The sequence below is a fragment of the Caulobacter ginsengisoli genome (assembly GCF_030814835.1).
Taxonomy (GTDB): domain Bacteria; phylum Pseudomonadota; class Alphaproteobacteria; order Caulobacterales; family Caulobacteraceae; genus Caulobacter; species Caulobacter ginsengisoli.
On record NZ_JAUSVS010000002.1, the window covers coordinates 79,561 to 95,168 of the forward strand.

The following is a 15,608-nucleotide window of genomic DNA, read 5'->3' on the forward strand; positions in this document are numbered from 1 at the left end:
GGCAAATCCGACAGGACCGCCCCCCAGGCCGCATTCACCACAGGCCGACCCCCAAGACAATTGGCGATTAGGGGGCTGGGCCAAATACCGCGAAGTTGTCGCGAACCTATGGCAAGCGACAGGCTGTTTCCCTCCGGCGGTCGAACAGCTTAGGGTCGGCTCAATAACTCAGACGCCAGGGAGGCGCACGTGTCGGGGACTACCCGCAGCTGGGGGCTGCGGCGCCATGTCGATGGCGCGCCGTCTCCGGACGATTTCGCCGTCGCCGAGACGCCCCTTCAGGCGGTTGAGGACGGCATGTTCCTGGCTCGGACCATCTGGGCTTCGGTCGATCCGGGCATGCGCTCGACCCTGTCGGGCGGCGACAGCTACAGCGCCGCCACCCCGCTGGGCGCGATCATCGACGGCTTTTCGGTCGCTGAGGTCATCGAGAGCCGGCATCCGAACTATGCGGTGGGCGATCTGATCGCCACCGGCGGCGGCTGGCGCGAGCATGTGCTGTCCAGTGGCCGGGGCTATTTCCAGAAGATCGTCGACCGCCGCGTGCCGCTGGGCTGCTGGATCGGGGTGCTGGGGGTGCCGGGCATGACCGCCTGGTTCGGCCTGAACCGCGTCGCCCAGGCCAAGGAGGGCGAGACCCTGCTGGTGACCTCGGCCGCCGGCCCGGTCGGGGCGACGGCGGGGCAGATCGGCAAGAAGCTGGGCATGCGGGTGGTCGGCGTGGCCGGCGGTCCCAGGAAATGCGCCTGGCTGAAGGACGAGGCCGGGTTCGATGCGGTGGTGGACTACAAAGCAGAGAGCGACCTGACGGCGGCCATCCGCGCCGCCTGTCCCGAGGGTGTCGACGTGCTGTTCGACAATGTCGGCAACGCCATGATCGACCGGGTGCTGCCGATGATGAAACTGCGCGGCCGGGTGGTCGTCTCGGGACAGGTCGCCGACTACAACACCCCGGTCGAAGAGCGGCCGGGCCTCAGGCACACCGACGTCTTCATCACCCACCGGGTGCGGATGGAGGGGCTGGTGGTGTTCGACGACATCCGCGGCTTCGCCGCCGCCCAGAGCCAGATGGCCGACTGGATCGCCGAGGGCTCGCTGAAGTTCGCCATCGAGACCTTCGACGGGTTCGACAAATTGCCGGAAGCCTTCTGCGGCCTATTTCGAGGCGAGAACTTCGGCCGCCGCCTGGTCCAACTCTCGCCGGAGCCGGCATGACCCCGCTGCAGGACTACAGCCGCTTCCGCTTCGACCGCGACGGGCGGATTCTGACGGTCACCATCACCGGCAATGCGGTCAACGCGGTCGATGCGGCCATGCATGACGAGCTGGCGCGGCTGTTCATCGAGCTGCAGGCCGATGAGGGCAGCGACCTGATCGTCCTGACCGGCCAGGGCCGGGCCTTCTGCGCCGGGGGCGACTTCGACTGGTTCGACGAGCAGATCGCCAATCCCGCCAAGTTCCGCGCCATCGCCCATGACGCAAAACGCATCGTCGGCACGTTGCTGGACCTGGAAAAGCCGATCATCTGCCGGATGAACGGGGCGGCGGCGGGCCTGGGGGCGACCATCGCCCTGCTGTGCGACGTCATCATTGCCGAGGAGAACGCCAGGATCGGCGACCCCCACGTCAAGGTGGGCCTGGTGGCCGGCGACGGCGGGGCGGTGATCTGGCCGCAGCTGATCGGCTTCGCCAAGGCCAAGGAACTGCTGATGACCGGCGAGCTGATCGGCGCCCGCGAGGCGGTCGGCATGGGGCTGATCAACTATGCGGTTCCCGCCGATCAGCTGGACGCCAAGGTCGCCGAGATCGCCGGTAAGATCCTCGCCAACCCCCGCTGGGCGGTGCGCTGGACCAAGACCGTGGCCAATATCGCCCTCAAGCAGTTGGCCGTCTCCAACAGTGACGCGGCGGTGGCCTATGAGATGCTGTCGAACATGACCGCCGACCGGGCCGAGGCGGTCAACGCCTTCCGCGAGCGGCGCCCGCCCAGGCTGACGGGGGAGTAAGTGCCAGGCCTGTCGCGCCTCGCCCGCCTGCGTCCGCCCCAGCCCGACGAGCTGGCGGCGCTCAGCGACCTGTGCCTGAGGTCGAAGGCCTGGTGGGGCTATGACGCGGCCTTCCTGGCGGCCTGCCTGGGAGAATTGACGCTGACTCCCGAGGAGCTGGATCGCGACGCCATCATCGTCGCCGAACTGTCCGGCCGCCCGGCGGGGGTGGCCCAGGTGGCGGTGACGGACCGCGAGGCCAGCCTGGAAAAGCTGTTCGTCGAGCCGGAGGCCATCGGCGAGGGTCTGGGCGCGCTGCTGTTCGACTGGTGCGCGGCCGCCGCCGCCGAGCGGGGCGCCGACCACATGGTGATCGAGTCCGATCCCGGCGCCGCCGATTTCTACCGGCGCATGGGCGCGCGGGACGACGGGCTGGCCCCGTCGGGCTCCGTCCCCGGCAGGAAGTTGCCGCGGCTGCGACTGGAGATCGGGGCATGATCGAGCCCGAACATGTCACCGCCCTGCGCGATCAGCTGCGCCGCTTCGTCACCGAGAAGGCGCCGCGCGAGAAGCGCCGCGAATGGGACCGCACCCACAGTTTCCCGTGCGAGCTCTTTGATGAGCTGGCGGCGCTGGGCCTCTGCGGCCTGACCATCGACGAAGAATACGGCGGTTCTGGCCAGGACATCCTGGCCGCCGTCGCCGCCATCGAGGAGCTTTGCCGGGCGGGCGCCTTCCTGGCCGGCCCCTTCATCCACTGCGCCTTCTATGGCGGCCTCAACATCGGCGAGAACGGCTCGCCCGAGCAGAAGGCGGAGCTGCTGCCCCGGCTGGCCAGGGGCGAGCTGACCTTCGCTTATGGCCTTTCAGAACCCGATGTCGGCGGCGACCTGTCGGCGGTGAAGACCCGGGCCCGGATCGAGGGCGACACCGTCATCCTCAACGGCGCCAAGCGCTGGTGCACCGGGGCCGATTTCGCCGACTACATCTACTGCCTGGTCCGGTCGGACCCGGACGCCCCGGCGCGGCAGGGCCTCTCCTTCCTGCTGGTCCCGACCAAGGCGGCGGGCGTGACCCTGGCCCCGATCGAGCATTCCAACCTGCGCTACACCCTCTCCTCGGACGTCTTCTTCGACGATGTCCGCCTGCCGCTGTCGTCCATCGTCGGGGGGACCGAGCGCTGGAACCAGGGCTGGAAGATGCTGGCCGGCCGGGCGCTGGATATCGAGAAGCTGGAGATCGCCGCCTGCGCCTTCGGCATCGCCCAGGCGGCGGTCGAGGAAGCCTGGACCTACGCCCAGGAACGCGTGCAGTTCGGCAAGCCCATCTCGGGCCACCAGGCCGTCCGCCACAGCCTGGTCGAGGCCAGGACCAAGCTCGAAGCCTGCCGCCACATGCTCTATCACGCCGCGCGCCTGGCCGATGCCGGCCAGCCCTGCGCGGTGGAAACCAGTATGGCCAAGCTCTTCATCGGCGACACGGTCGTGGAGATCGCCCTGATCTGCCAGCGGGTCATGGGGGCCTATGCGATGAGCGACGCCTATGACATGGAGCGCCATGTCCGCGACCTCTTGGGCATGCCCATCGTCGGGGGCTCGTCGAACATGCAGAAGAACAACATCGCCGCCCTGCTGCGGCTGCCGGGGTAAAGCTTATGGATGTCGTCGCCGTCGCGCAGAGCCTGGCCGCCGAGGTCCGCCAGCGGGCCCCCGAGATCGAGTCCGGCCGGCGCCTGCCCGCCGATCTGTCGCAGAAACTGGCCGAGGCGGGCCTGTTCCGCATGCTGGTCCCGGCCGAGTATGGCGGGCTGGAGACCTCGCCGGTCGACGTGGCCCGCGCCATCGAGACCCTGGCCCAGGCCGACGCCTCGGCCGGCTGGTGCCTGATGATCTCGGCCACGACCGCCTCGCTGGCGGCGCGGCTTCCGGCCGATCAGGCCCGGCATATCTATGGCGAAGCGAACGTCATCACCGGCGGGGTGTTCGCGCCGATGGGCCGGGCGGTCGAGGATGGCGACGACTATGTCGTCACCGGCCGCTGGAAATGGGGCAGCCACACCCAGAACTGCCGCTGGATCGCCGGCGGGGCCATGCTGATGGACGGCGACAAGCCCCGGCTCGACGCCGAGGGCCAGCCGATGCACCGGATGATGGTCTTCTCGGCCGATCAGGTGGAGCTGCACGACACCTGGTACACGGCGGGCCTGGCCGGCAGCGGCAGCCTGGACTTCTCGGTCCGCGAGGCCCGCGTGCCCAAGACCCGCTCGGTCGCCCTGCAGAGCGACCCGCTGCTGGTCAAGGGCGCGGCCTTCAAGTTTCCGGCCTTCGGGCTGCTGGCCATGGGCATCGCCGCCGTGGCCCTGGGCAACGCCCGCGCCGCCCTGCTGGCGGCCGGCCAGCAGGCGACCGCCAAGTCCTCGGAGGGCTCGCAGCGCACGCTCGCCGAGCGAAACATGACCCAGGCCGAGTTCGCCCAGGCGGTCGCGGCGTTGTCGGCGGCCCGGGCGCTGTTCTACGAGGCCGTCGGCCTGTGCTGGCACGCGGCCCAATCCGGCGGGCCCATCCCCCAGGACCTGCGGGCCCGGCTGCGCCTCGCCTGCACCCACGCCGCCAGGACCTGCGCCGACGTCTGCCGCACCGCCTACGACCTGCTGGGCGGCCAGGCGGTGTTCCTGGACAGCGAGCTGCAGCGGCGCTTCCGCGACGCCAATGTCATGACCCACCACGTGATGGTGGCGCCGGCCAGCTGGGAGCTGGCGGGGCGGGTGCTGCTGGGCCAGCCGACCCGGGATTCCATGCTGTAGCAACCGACAGCGTATATCGGCGTTAGGTAAACCATCGAGCCAGGGGGCGGCACTCATCGGAGGACGTCTATGAAAACTACCCCCATGCTCACCCTGGTCACGGTCCTGGCGCTCACCGCCGGCACGGTCTCGGCCCAGGGCTACAGCTCGCCCGGCTATGACGCCTGGCGCGCCCAGCAGCGGCAGTATCAGCAGCAGCAACAGTCCTATCAGGACCAGCGCAGCGCCTATAATGACCGCCAGGACAATTACGAGGCTGAACGCGCCGACTACGAAGCCCGCCGGGCCAAGTGGGAACGTGATCGCGCCGACTATGACGCCCGCTACGGCCCCGGATCCTATGTCCGTCAGTATGGCGAGTGGCGCTATGAAGGCTATCGGCCGAGCAACGACGGCTACGCTCAAGGCTATGGCCCTGGTCCCGACCGCTATCGCGACAGCCCGTGCGAGCGTCGCCGCAGCAACAACACCACCACGGGCGGCGTGATCGGCGCCCTGGCGGGTGCGGCCATCGGCTCCAACGTCGCGGCCCGCAACGCCCGCACCGAAGGCGCGGTCCTGGGCGCGGTGATCGGGGCTGGCGTCGGCGCCAGCGTCGGCCGCAGCACCGCCCAGTGCGACAGCAGCGGCTACTACTACAGCTACAACCAGACCTATCCGTACAACGAGGGCGGCTATTATCGCGGCGCCTCCTCGAGCGGCCGCTACAACTACCGCTACTATGCCCGTCGCGGCTGCCGCCTGGCCGTCGCCCCGGCCTACTACAACGGCACGTCCGACTACCGCTACGTCCGGGTCTGCCCGGACAACCGCGGCCGTTACCGCATTACCCGCTAAAAGCGGCGTCGTAGGCTTCGACCTCGGCGAGGCGCAGGGCGACCTGCTCCTCGTCGAGGAACGAGCCGGTAAAGCTGTTGCGGGCGAGGGTCGCCAGGTCGGCGCGGCTCAGCCCCACCCCCTTGGCCACGGCCACGAAATTGGCGTTCAGATAGCCGCCGAAATAGGCCGGATCGTCTGAATTGACCGTGGCCTTGAGGCCGAGATCCAGCATCCGTTTCAGCGGATGCGCCGTCATGTCGTTCACGACGCAGAGCTTGAGGTTCGACAGCGGGCAGACCGTCAGGGTCATTTCCTGCGCCGCCAGCCGCGCGGTCAGGGCCGCGTCTTCGAGGCTGCGGTTGCCGTGGTCGATGCGGTCGACCCGCAGGCGGTCCAGCGCTTCCCAAACGTATTCCGGCGGCCCCTCTTCGCCGGCATGGGCGACCTTGAGCAGGCCGCGTTCGCCCGCCGCCTTGAACACCCGCTCGAACTTGGCCGGCGGGTGTCCGACTTCCGAGGAATCCAGCCCCACGCCGGTTATGCGGTTCAGATAGGGCTCGGCCGCCTTGAGCGTGGCGAACGCCGCCTCCTCGTCCAGGTGGCGCAGGAAGCAGAGGATCAGCTTGCTGGAGATGCCGAACTCCCGCTCGGCCTGCGCCATGCCGGCCAGCAGGCCGTCGGCGACGACCGAGAAGGGAATGCCCCGGTCGGTGTGGGTCTGGGGGTCGAAGAAGATCTCGGCATGGCGCCCGCCGTCGGCGTTCAGTCGGGTGAAATAGGCCATGGCCAGGTCATGGAAGTCCCGCTCGGTCTGCAGCACTCCGGCGCCCTGGTAATAGATGTCCAGGAAGTCCTGCAGGTTGGAGAAGGCGTAGGCGGCCCGGATGGCCTCGACGCTGGCGAAGGGCAGGGTGATGCCGTTGCGCCTGGCCAGTTCGAACATCAGTTCCGGCTCGAGGCTGCCCTCGATATGCAGATGCAGCTCGGCCTTGGGCAGGCCGGCGACGAAGGCGTCCAGGTCGAAGGTCTCGTCAGCCATCGGCGGTCCTCTCAAACGGCCGGCTATTTCGGGCGCGCCGGCCGCCCGGGTCAAGCGGGAGGCTGGGCACTGTCGGCGAGGCGACGCAATTCGCAGCATCGCGTGTACGTCATCCAAAGTGTTTCCACGCGAGGCAGGCACAGGTCTAGACTTCCCAGGTCGTCGGCGTCACCGACGCAAGTCCAGATCGGCTCGACCATGTCGCAGTCCTACGCTCCCCTCATCGCTGAAAGTCTCTTGGTGCGGACCTTTTCGTTCTACATTCACGACGTCCGCTATTCGGCGCCGACCCTGAAGCTGGTCCAGGCGCCCGACGAGAACGAGGCCCGGCGGCACGCCCAGGCCTGGCTGGACGAATCCGACCACCACCAGGCCATCGAGGTGTTCGAGGACGACCAGCCGGTGCTCCGCCTGCCCTGACTCTTGCCAAGTCGCTGAAACCGGACCACTATCTCCGCTCAAAGGCCCCCCGCCGGCGAACCCGGCGCGGGGCTTTTTCCTTTTGGAGATCGCCCTAGGGGCGCGCACGAGAACAATGTCTGTAAACCGCACAGGCCATATCCGCCTGACCTCCCATCCGGGCGCAGGCGCGCCCAGCCGATTCCCGATCCATTGGGGCGCCGCGACCGCCCAGGAACGCGGGCCGGTGATCGCCACCGTCAACGCCGGCAGCGACCGCAACGCCATCGGCGCTCATGGCGGCGCCTACAGCGTCTATCGCGCCCTGGCCATTTCGTCGGGGGCGATGAACCCGCTGGTCAGGCCGGACCTGACCAACACCTCGCCGGTCACCGAGTTCGGACCCTATCCCAGCTGGACCGATCCCAAGAAGATCGTCTCGCTCGACCCCTGGGGCGCCCGCATCGCCAGCGACTTTTCCAAGGAAATCGCCGAGGGCGTCGACATCCGCCCGACCATCGCGGTCACCAAGGCCCGCCTGACCCTGCCCGAGATCGGCGAGGCTATCGACAGCGGCCGGCTGAAGATCGACGGCACGGTCATCCATGAGAGCCGCGACGTGGCGGTGACCAAGGCCGCCCTCGATCCGGTCTGGTACCTGCCCGGCATCGCCGAGCGGTTCGAGGTCGAGGAAACCGTCCTGCGCCGAACCCTCTTCGAAGAGACCGGTGGCATGTATCCCGAGCTGGTCACCCGGCCGGACGTCTCGGTCTTCCTGCCCCCGATCGGCGGCATCACCCTCTACATCTTCGGTGACCCGGCGGCGATCGCCGACCCGGCCCGGCGGCTGACCTGCCGGGTGCATGACGAGTGCAACGGTTCGGACGTCTTCGGCTCGGACATCTGCACCTGCCGCCCGTACCTGACCCACGGTATAGAGGAATGCATCCGCGAAGCCCAAAACGGTGGCGGCGGGCTGATCGCCTATAACCGCAAGGAAGGCCGGGCCCTGGGCGAAGTGACCAAGTTCCTGGTCTACAACGCCCGCAAGCGCCAGCCGGGCGGCGACCAGGCGGCGACCTATTTCGAACGCACCGAATGCGTCGCCGGCGTGCAGGACGCCCGCTTCCAGCAGCTGATGCCCGACGTGCTGCACTGGCTGGGCATCCGGCGGATCGATCGCTTCATCTCGATGAGCGACATGAAGTACGACGCCATCGTCGGCAGCGGCATCGAGATCGGCGAGCGGGTGCCGATCCCGGCCTATCTGATCCCCGAGGACGCCTCGGTGGAAATGGAGGCCAAGAAGGCCGCCGGCTACTACAGCCCCGAAGCCCCGCCCACGGTCGAGGACCTGAGCAAGGTCGTGGGACGTGATCTTGAAGACTTCTGAGGAAGCGGCGGCGCGGTCGCTGCTGTCGGCGAAGGCGGTGCGTCAGCGGGCGCACCAGATGCTGAAGATCGGCCTCGATGGGGGGCTCGCCGACTGGCGGGTCGACCTGTCGCGGCTGCCGGCCGTGGCTGACTTCGTCGCCGAGGTCGTGCGCCAGCGCTACCCCGATCTGAACGTGCCCTTCCACGCCCGCTGGCGGCATTTTCTTGTCGACGGCCACGATCTGTGGGCCGACCTCGGCGACTGGCCGGATGCGGCGGCGAAGGGGAGGGCGGCCTTCGATCTGGCCATCACCTCGGTGCTGCTCGACGCGGGCGCCGGCATGGCCTGGCGCTATTGCGATGAGCCGACCGGCACGACCACCAGCCGCTCGGAAGGCCTGGCGATCGCCAGTTTCCGGCTGTTCGAGTCCGGCGCTCTCTCGACGACAAGCGACCCGCTGCGGGCCGACGCCCTGGAGACCCTGACCGCCGAAACCCTGGCCAAGGGCTTCCAGGTCACGCCGGAGAATCCGCTGGTCGGCCTGGAAGGCCGGGCCGGCCTGTTGCGCCGGCTGGGCGCCCAGGCCAAGGCCAGGCCCGACCTCTTTGCCCTCAACGACGCGCCGCGCCCCGGCGGCCTATTCGACGCCATGGCCGCCCGCGCCGAGAACGGCCGGCTGCCCGCCCCGGTGATCCTTGAGGTGCTGCTCGAAGCCCTGGGTCCCGTCTGGGAAAACCGCCCGAGCCTGGGCGGCGTGCCGCTGGGCGATTGCTGGCCGCACCCCGCCATGCCAGGCGACGGCTTCGTGCCGCTGCACAAGCTGTCGCAATGGCTGAGCTATTCGCTGATCGAGCCGCTGCAGTGGGCCGGGATCGAGGTCTACGACATCGACGGCCTGACGGGCCTGGCCGAATACCGCAATGGCGGCCTGTTCTTCGACATGGCCGTGCTGGTCCCCACCGACTCCACCATGGCTGAGCGGCCGCATGCCGTCTCCGGCCCGCTGGTGGTCGGCTGGCGCTCGCTGACCGTGGCCTTGCTGGACGAACTGGCGCCGCTGGTCCGCGACCGGCTGGGCCTCTCCGCCGCCGACTTCCCGCTGGCCCGCCTGCTCGAGGGCGGAGCCTGGGCCGCCGGCCGCATCACCGCCAAGGAGCGCCGGTCCGACGGCGGTCCGCCTTTCACCATCCTCAGCGATGGAACCGTCTTCTAGAGGGGCCTGCCAATGTCCAAGAGCAAAGTCACCGTCGTCGATCACCCGCTGGTCCGTCACAAGCTGACCGTCATGCGCGACGTCTCGACCTCGACCAAGACCTTCCGCCATCTGATGCGCGAGATAGGCTCGCTGCTCTGCTACGAGGCCACCCGCGACCTGGCCCTGGAGCCGGTGGAGATCGAGACCCCGCTGACCAGGATGCAGGGCGAGAAACTGGCCGGCAAGAAACTGGTCTTCTCACCGATCCTGCGCTCCGGCATGGGTCTCTTGGAAGGCATGCTCGACCTGGTCCCCTCGGCCCGCGTCGCCCATATCGGCCTCTACCGCGACCCCAAGACCCTGGTCGCCGTCGAATACTATTTCAAAGCCCCGGAAGACATCGCCGACCGCCAGGTCATCGTCATCGACCCCATGCTGGCCACCGCCAACACCGCCGTGGCCGCCGTCGAGCGGCTGAAGGAGGCGGGGGTCAAGGACCTGCGATTGGTCGTTCTTCTCGCCGCGCCGGAAGGCATCGCCCACTTCCACGACGCCCACCCCGACTGCCCGATCTGGACCGCCGCCATCGACGAGCGGCTGAACGACCACGGCTATATCGTGCCGGGGCTGGGGGATGCGGGGGACCGGCTTTACGGGACGCGCTGACCCCACCGCCGCTCAGTGCGGCGACGGCATAATGCCGTAGATCGACAGGATGAACTGCAGCGTCAGGAAGGGCTGCCTGTTCTCGTGCGGCAGGCCGGCGCCGGCCGGCTTGATGGCGGTGTCCTTCGGGGCCTGGTCCAGAGGGCCCGCGCCGTAGAGCTGGACCACCCGCTCGCCGCCGCTCTTGATGGCGGCCCGGGCGGGAGCCAGGACCTTGGTGGGGCCGGGGGTGCTGCCGGCCCCCGTCGCCCCAACCGGGACGTCGCTGGCCTGCGGGATGTGGCGGTGAGCCGGCATCTGGGCCCTGGTCAGCACATGCCCCTCCGTCCCGAAGGCCGTGCCGATAGGGATGGTGGGGTCGGTGTGCGCCACCGTGCGGCCCTGGAAGTTCGGCAGGGCGAAGGTGGTGATCCCGTCGCCGCCGTAGCGGTTGCTCAGCAGGCTGAACAGCGGCTTGTACTGGCTGATCTGCAGGATCTGCCCATCGCACGGGGCCCAGTCGTTGGGGATGCGGTCGCCGGCGATGATGCGGATTTCGCCGATATAGGGTGTCGGCGCGACTGCCTGCCGCTCGGCCATCGCCATGCAGACGCCGACACAGAGGCTGGGCATCAGGTTGGGGTGCGAACCGCCCTCGCCATCGATCGCCATAGCGTCGGGGTTCATCTTCACGTTGGGCGGCGTTGTCGAATAGAAGGCGACCACGGCGGTGTCCGGCTCCACGCCGGACCGTCCGCTGGCGGGCATCTGGCCCGCCACCTGGGCGGTGGTCGCTTCGCTGCCGCTGGCCTGCATGGAATGACTGTGCCGGGGCAGATCCGGTTCGCCCAGGGTGACGTTCGCGACGCCGCCATGGTCGCCCAGCTTTCGCGGGCTGAGGCCGTCGCCCTGGCCCTGATGCACCGGGACCTGGGCGCGCAGGTCGGGCAGGGCGAAGGTGTTCAGCCCGTCGCCGCCGTAGCGGGCGCCGAGCAGCGAGAACAGGGTCCGGTAGTTGGAGACCTGCAGAATCTGTCCGTTGCAGGGGGCCCAGTCCCTGGGGGTGAAGTCGAACGCGAACATCCGCATTTCGCCGAGGTAGGGGTCGGACATGATCGGGCTCCCGGAGGGGGTCAGGCGGGGGCTAACGCGAGCCCGACAAGGCGATGATGAAACTGATCACCGAGAACGGCTGCATGTTCTCGTGGGCGCGGTCGGCGCCGGCGATGGTGGAGGCGGCCGGCGACAGGGCCACGACCGGCGCGTCCGTCCCATAGGTCTTGGTCTCCTCGGGCCCGCCGAACGCCGGACCCAGGGCCGCTCCGGTGGGCAGGTCGACCGGCGGCCCGGACGAGGCCTTCATGGGGTGATTGTGGACGGGAAGCTGATCCGGGGTGAGGACCACCCGCTCGGCGCCGCCTTTCTGGCCAAGCTGGTAGGTCTGGCCGCTCGTCAGGGTTCCCTTGTGCACCGGGACGCGGCCTCGCAGGTCGGGGAGGTTGAAACCACCGGCGCCGTCTCCGCCATAGGTCTCGCCGATCACCGTGTAGAGTTCGGGATATTCGAGGTCGGTCAGGCGCTGGCCGTTGCAGAACATCCAGCCGTCGGGCGCGACATCGCCCCCCCACATGCGGATTTCGCCCACATAAGCCTCGGTCATCCGAAGGTCTCCTGATCAGGCAAGCCGGCCGCTGGCTTGGGTGCTAATCTAAGCGAGTTTCTTGATGCAGTTTCTATCAGGAAGGGAATTGCTTTGAAACATGATCGGGCCGGCAAATCCAGGAATTTCCAGATTGATCGGTCGCACGGGAGCGATCTCACCTAGGGTGAGGACTTGGCGGGGCGCTCCGTAGGGATTAGGCCAGCCAGGTCATGACCGCACCCGCCCAGCCCGGAACCAGCCACCCCGAGATCCGCGAGGCCGTCCGCAAGCTCTGCGCCGGCTTCCCCGGCGAATACTGGCGCGCCCTGGATCGGGAGCGGGAATATCCGACGGCGTTCGTCCGCACCCTCACCGAGGCCGGCTTCCTGTCGGTGCTGATCCCCGAGGAGTATGGCGGCTCGGGCCTTGGCCTGTCGGCGGCGACGGCGGTACTGGAGGAGATCCATCGCTCGGGCTGTAACGGCGGCGCCTGTCACGCCCAGATGTACACCATGGGCACCATCCTTCGGCATGGCAGCCCCGAGCAGAAGGCGAAGTATCTGCCGGCCATTGCTTCGGGCGAGCTGCGGCTGCAGGCCTTCGGGGTCACCGAGCCGACCAGCGGCACCGACACCACCCGCATCCGCACCTTCGCCCGGCGGGAGGGCGAGAAGTATGTGGTCAACGGCCAGAAGATCTGGATTTCGCGGGCCGAGCACAGCGACCTGATGGTCCTGCTCTGCCGCACGACCGCCAGAGAGGACGTCGCCAAGGCCTCGGACGGCATGAGTGTGCTGCTGGTCGACATGCGCGAGGCGGTCGGCAAGGGCCTGACCATCCGGCCGATCCGCACCATGCTCAACCACGCCACCACCGAGCTGTTCTTCGACAACCTGGAGGTTCCGGCCGAGAACCTGATCGGCCAGGAAGGCAAGGGATTCAAATACATCCTCGACGGCATGAACGCCGAGCGCATCCTGATCGCCAGCGAGTGCATCGGCGATGGCCGCTTCTTCGTCGACCGCGCCAGCGCCTACGCCCGGGAGCGGGAGGTGTTCGGCCGGCCGATCGGGGCCAACCAGGGAATCCAGTTCCCCATCGCCAGGGCCTATGTGGGCATCACCGCCGCCGCCCTGATGGTCGACAACGCCGCTGGCCTCTTCGATGCGGGTCAGCCCTGCGGGACGGAAGCCAACATGGCCAAGATGACCGCCTCGGAAGCCAGCTGGTTTGCGGCGGATATGTGTCTTCAGACACACGGCGGCTTCGGATTCGCCGAGGAATACGACATCGAACGCAAGTTCCGGGAGGCGCGCCTCTACCAAGTGGCCCCAATCTCCACCAATCTCATCCTCAGCCATGTGGGCACCCATGTGCTGGGCATGCCCAAGTCGTTCTGACCAACTCGCCTGCTGAGGGGCATGCGGGAGCTTAAGAGCGGTGACGGGCGTTAGACTTGGGTGTGAGATTTATGCGGGGCAAACGTCAGTGATCAAAAAGACAGGCCGCCGAGCCGTCACCGCCGTCCTGGCGGCGGCGATGATGACGTTCGGCCTTGCCCCCAGCCTCGCCCAGTCGCCGCCGGTTCGCGGCCCGTTGCCGACCCGGTTGCCGCCGGCCCCGGTGGTCGCGCCGCCGACCGCGCCCCTGCCGCCGCAGTCCCAGGCCTTCACGCCAGGTCCCCTGCAGATCGTCCTGCGGCCTGACCAGGCGCAACTGCTGATGCAGGCCCTGAGCCAGGGCGAGGCTCACGGCTTCGATCCGGGAGAGTTCGCTCCGGCCGGCAATGACCAGGCCAGCCTGGTCAACGCCACCCTGCGCTACGCCAAGGCCGTGCACAGCGGCCGGCTGCAGATCAGCGGCTTCCGCGAGGACTGGGGTCTCAAGCCGCAGCCCTATGATCCGACCCCCGGCTTCGTGCAGGCCGTGGCCGCCGACCGGTTGCAGGATTGGCTCAATTCGCTGCCGCCGCCCTATACCGGCTACCAGACTCTGCAACGGGGCCTGGCCAACTATCGCGGCATCGAGGCGCGGGGCGGCTGGCGCTCGCTGCCGGTCGTCGGCGACCTGAAGCCCGGCGCCACCGGTCCCCAGGTCGAGGCCCTGCGCGCCCGTCTGGCCGTGGAGGACCGGCTTGTCCCCGCCACCGTCTCCACCGTGCCGCCCCAGGCCCCCGGCGCCCCGCCGCCCGCGCCCGGCGCGGCGCGTCCCGGCGATCCGATCTACGACGCCGCCCTCACCGACGCGGTGAAGCGGGCCCAGAAGCGCTTTGGGCTGGAGCCGACCGGGGCCATTGGCGATGCGACCCGCACCGCCCTGGACATCCCCGTCGACCAGCGCATCGGCCAGATCATCGCCAATATGGAGCGCTGGCGCTGGCTGCCCCAGCAACTGCCGTCCGACCGTATCCAGGTCAACATCGCCGCCGCCGTGCTCAGCCTCTTCCAGGGCGATGAGCCCATCCTGTCGATGCGGGCCGTGACTGGCCGGCCGGGCAATGAGACGCCGATGCTGGTCTCGCAAATCCAGACCATCGTGCTCAACCCGCCCTGGAACGTCCCCGCGTCCATCGCCTCCAAGGAGCTGTGGCCCAAGGAGCGGGCCAGCCCCGGCTATCTGCGCCGCAACGGCTATGTGCTGATGCCCGACGGCGCCGGCGGCTCGCGCATCGTCCAGCCGGCCGGGCCCAACGCGGCTCTGGGCGTGGTGAAGTTCGACTTCCCCAACCCCTATGCCGTCTATCTGCACGACACCCCGACCAAGACCACCTTCGGCCGCTACACGCGCCTGGCCAGCCACGGCTGTGTGCGCCTCGAAAAGCCCCGGCTGCTGGCCGAGACCCTGCTGGCCGGGGACCCGGTCTGGACGCCCGAACAGATCAACGCGACCATCGCCACCGGCAAGACGGTGCGGGTGCCGGTGGGTCGGCCGATCTCGGTCTTCCTGCTCTACTGGACCGCCTACATGACCCAGGACGGCCAGATGAACTTCCGCGGCGACCCCTATGGCTGGGACGGCCTGCTGATCCAGCGGATCGCGGCCCAGGGCGGCGCGGTCTGACATGGTGACGATCCCCAGGCGGGGACTGCTGGGCCTGGGCGCGGGCCTGGGCCTGGCCGCCGCCGGGATGGTTCGGGCGGAGGACGTCCAGCCGCCGCTGCCAGCCGATCCCATCCCGCCGGAAGCGCCGTTCAGGGCGCCCACGCCCGTGCGCCAGCCGCCGCCGGGGCCGCGCCGGCTCGTGTTCCGCCACCTGCACACACTCGAGGACCTGGACGTCGTCTACTGGGCCGACGGCTATTATCTGGGCGAGCCAATCGCCCAGATCCGCCACCTGCTGCGCGACTTCCGCACCCAGGAAGAGCATTTCATCGACAATAACCTGCTCGACCTGCTGTGCACTCTGCGGGCGGCGACGGGCACGCGCGAGCCCTACCGGATCATCTCGGCCTTCCGCTCGCCCGAGACCAACGAGATGCTGCGCGACCAGAGCGCCGCGGCCAATCCGGACGGGCCACAGGTCGCCAAGAAAAGTCAGCACATGGAGGGGAGGGCCATTGACCTTCGCCTCATCGACGTATCGCTTACCGGCCTGCACCAGACGGCGTTAAGCCTGAAGGGCGGTGGCGTCGGCATCTATCCGGATTCCGACTTCATCCATGTGGACGTGGGTCCGGTGCGGACCTGGCAGGGCAGCTAGAGGGGC

Annotated in this window: 16 protein-coding genes; 13 read left to right on the plus strand and 3 right to left on the minus strand. The window is 68.7% G+C overall.

Annotated features, from left to right (window positions below):
- Nucleotides 1–189 precede the first annotated feature (189 nt).
- From QO010_RS05785 to QO010_RS05810, 6 genes are all read left to right on the plus strand, one after another.
- On the plus strand, nucleotides 190–1,215 hold the full coding sequence (locus tag QO010_RS05785; protein ID WP_307347236.1) for an NADP-dependent oxidoreductase: 1,026 nt from the start codon (nucleotides 190–192) through the stop codon (nucleotides 1,213–1,215).
- On the plus strand, nucleotides 1,212–2,006 hold the full coding sequence (locus QO010_RS05790) for an enoyl-CoA hydratase/isomerase family protein (protein WP_307347238.1): 795 nt from the start codon (nucleotides 1,212–1,214) through the stop codon (nucleotides 2,004–2,006). Before QO010_RS05785 ends, QO010_RS05790 begins: the two co-directional genes overlap by 4 nt.
- A complete protein-coding gene (locus QO010_RS05795) occupies nucleotides 2,007–2,483 on the plus strand; it encodes a GNAT family N-acetyltransferase (RefSeq protein WP_307347242.1) in 477 nt (158 codons plus the stop codon). It begins immediately after the preceding gene.
- Nucleotides 2,480–3,634 (plus strand): acyl-CoA dehydrogenase family protein, encoded by a 1,155-nt coding sequence (locus QO010_RS05800; RefSeq protein WP_307347244.1) that lies wholly within the window; start codon nucleotides 2,480–2,482, stop codon nucleotides 3,632–3,634. The genes QO010_RS05795 and QO010_RS05800 overlap by 4 nt, the downstream gene beginning before the upstream one ends.
- A 5-nt stretch (nucleotides 3,635–3,639) precedes the next feature.
- On the plus strand, nucleotides 3,640–4,788 hold the full coding sequence (locus tag QO010_RS05805) for an acyl-CoA dehydrogenase family protein (protein WP_307347246.1): 1,149 nt from the start codon (nucleotides 3,640–3,642) through the stop codon (nucleotides 4,786–4,788).
- 69 nt (nucleotides 4,789–4,857) lie between these two features.
- The gene (locus tag QO010_RS05810; RefSeq protein WP_307347249.1) at nucleotides 4,858–5,625 is read left to right on the plus strand and encodes a glycine zipper 2TM domain-containing protein; all 768 of its coding nucleotides are present in this window, start codon (nucleotides 4,858–4,860) and stop codon (nucleotides 5,623–5,625) included.
- Here QO010_RS05810 and QO010_RS05815 read toward each other — a convergent pair.
- Nucleotides 5,615–6,646 (minus strand): adenosine deaminase, encoded by a 1,032-nt coding sequence (locus QO010_RS05815; protein WP_307347252.1) that lies wholly within the window; start codon nucleotides 6,644–6,646, stop codon nucleotides 5,615–5,617. The genes QO010_RS05810 and QO010_RS05815 overlap by 11 nt on opposite strands.
- A gap of 240 nt (nucleotides 6,647–6,886) precedes the next feature.
- Here QO010_RS05815 and QO010_RS05820 point away from each other — a divergent pair, with 240 nt between their 5' ends.
- From QO010_RS05820 to upp, 4 genes are all read left to right on the plus strand, one after another.
- Nucleotides 6,887–7,066: a hypothetical protein gene (locus QO010_RS05820; RefSeq protein WP_307347255.1), complete on the plus strand. Its 180-nt coding sequence runs from the start codon at nucleotides 6,887–6,889 to the stop codon at nucleotides 7,064–7,066.
- Nucleotides 7,067–7,181: 115 nt separating this feature from the next.
- On the plus strand, nucleotides 7,182–8,438 hold the full coding sequence (locus QO010_RS05825; RefSeq protein ID WP_307347257.1) for a GTP cyclohydrolase II: 1,257 nt from the start codon (nucleotides 7,182–7,184) through the stop codon (nucleotides 8,436–8,438).
- Complete coding sequence (locus QO010_RS05830; protein ID WP_307347260.1) at nucleotides 8,425–9,633, plus strand: DUF1688 family protein; 1,209 nt, start codon at nucleotides 8,425–8,427, stop codon at nucleotides 9,631–9,633. The genes QO010_RS05825 and QO010_RS05830 overlap by 14 nt, the downstream gene beginning before the upstream one ends.
- 12 nt (nucleotides 9,634–9,645) lie before the next feature.
- Entirely contained in the window at nucleotides 9,646–10,281 is a 636-nt protein-coding gene (gene upp / locus QO010_RS05835; RefSeq protein ID WP_307347261.1) for a uracil phosphoribosyltransferase, read from the plus strand.
- Nucleotides 10,282–10,293: 12 nt separating this feature from the next.
- Here upp and QO010_RS05840 read toward each other — a convergent pair whose 3' ends face one another.
- Both QO010_RS05840 and QO010_RS05845 read right to left on the minus strand, forming a co-directional pair.
- Nucleotides 10,294–11,373: a phage tail protein gene (locus QO010_RS05840; protein WP_307347264.1), complete on the minus strand. Its 1,080-nt coding sequence runs from the start codon at nucleotides 11,371–11,373 to the stop codon at nucleotides 10,294–10,296.
- 31 nt (nucleotides 11,374–11,404) lie between these two features.
- Nucleotides 11,405–11,920, minus strand: a complete 516-nt coding sequence (locus QO010_RS05845) for a phage tail protein (protein ID WP_307347267.1) — start codon at nucleotides 11,918–11,920, stop codon at nucleotides 11,405–11,407.
- A 212-nt stretch (nucleotides 11,921–12,132) separates the two neighbouring features.
- Here QO010_RS05845 and QO010_RS05850 point away from each other — a divergent pair, with 212 nt between their 5' ends.
- The 3 genes from QO010_RS05850 to QO010_RS05860 all read left to right on the plus strand — a co-directional run bounded on the left by QO010_RS05850 (nucleotide 12,133) and on the right by QO010_RS05860 (nucleotide 15,602).
- Nucleotides 12,133–13,302, plus strand: a complete 1,170-nt coding sequence (locus QO010_RS05850) for an acyl-CoA dehydrogenase family protein (RefSeq protein ID WP_307347270.1) — start codon at nucleotides 12,133–12,135, stop codon at nucleotides 13,300–13,302.
- Between the two features lie 88 nt (nucleotides 13,303–13,390).
- Nucleotides 13,391–14,962: a L,D-transpeptidase family protein gene (locus tag QO010_RS05855; RefSeq protein ID WP_307347272.1), complete on the plus strand. Its 1,572-nt coding sequence runs from the start codon at nucleotides 13,391–13,393 to the stop codon at nucleotides 14,960–14,962.
- Nucleotide 14,963: 1 nt separating this feature from the next.
- Nucleotides 14,964–15,602: a peptidoglycan L,D-endopeptidase MepK gene (locus QO010_RS05860; protein ID WP_307347275.1), complete on the plus strand. Its 639-nt coding sequence runs from the start codon at nucleotides 14,964–14,966 to the stop codon at nucleotides 15,600–15,602.
- The last annotated feature ends 6 nt before the right edge of the window (nucleotides 15,603–15,608 follow it).

Excerpts from the sequence above, each read along its gene's own strand:
- QO010_RS05790 (WP_307347238.1), top strand. The coding sequence starts at position 1,212 with ATGACCCCGCTGCAGGACTACAGCCGCTTCCGCTTCGACCGCGACGGG.
- QO010_RS05800 (WP_307347244.1), top strand. The coding sequence starts at position 2,480 with ATGATCGAGCCCGAACATGTCACCGCCCTGCGCGATCAGCTGCGCCGC.
- QO010_RS05805 (WP_307347246.1), top strand. The coding sequence starts at position 3,640 with ATGGATGTCGTCGCCGTCGCGCAGAGCCTGGCCGCCGAGGTCCGCCAG.
- QO010_RS05810 (WP_307347249.1), top strand. The coding sequence starts at position 4,858 with ATGAAAACTACCCCCATGCTCACCCTGGTCACGGTCCTGGCGCTCACC.
- QO010_RS05815 (WP_307347252.1), bottom strand. The coding sequence starts at position 6,646 with ATGGCTGACGAGACCTTCGACCTGGACGCCTTCGTCGCCGGCCTGCCC.
- QO010_RS05825 (WP_307347257.1), top strand. The coding sequence starts at position 7,182 with ATGTCTGTAAACCGCACAGGCCATATCCGCCTGACCTCCCATCCGGGC.
- upp (WP_307347261.1), top strand. The coding sequence starts at position 9,646 with ATGTCCAAGAGCAAAGTCACCGTCGTCGATCACCCGCTGGTCCGTCAC.
- QO010_RS05840 (WP_307347264.1), bottom strand. The coding sequence starts at position 11,373 with ATGTCCGACCCCTACCTCGGCGAAATGCGGATGTTCGCGTTCGACTTC.
- QO010_RS05845 (WP_307347267.1), bottom strand. The coding sequence starts at position 11,920 with ATGACCGAGGCTTATGTGGGCGAAATCCGCATGTGGGGGGGCGATGTC.
- QO010_RS05850 (WP_307347270.1), top strand. The coding sequence starts at position 12,133 with ATGACCGCACCCGCCCAGCCCGGAACCAGCCACCCCGAGATCCGCGAG.
- QO010_RS05860 (WP_307347275.1), top strand. The coding sequence starts at position 14,964 with ATGGTGACGATCCCCAGGCGGGGACTGCTGGGCCTGGGCGCGGGCCTG.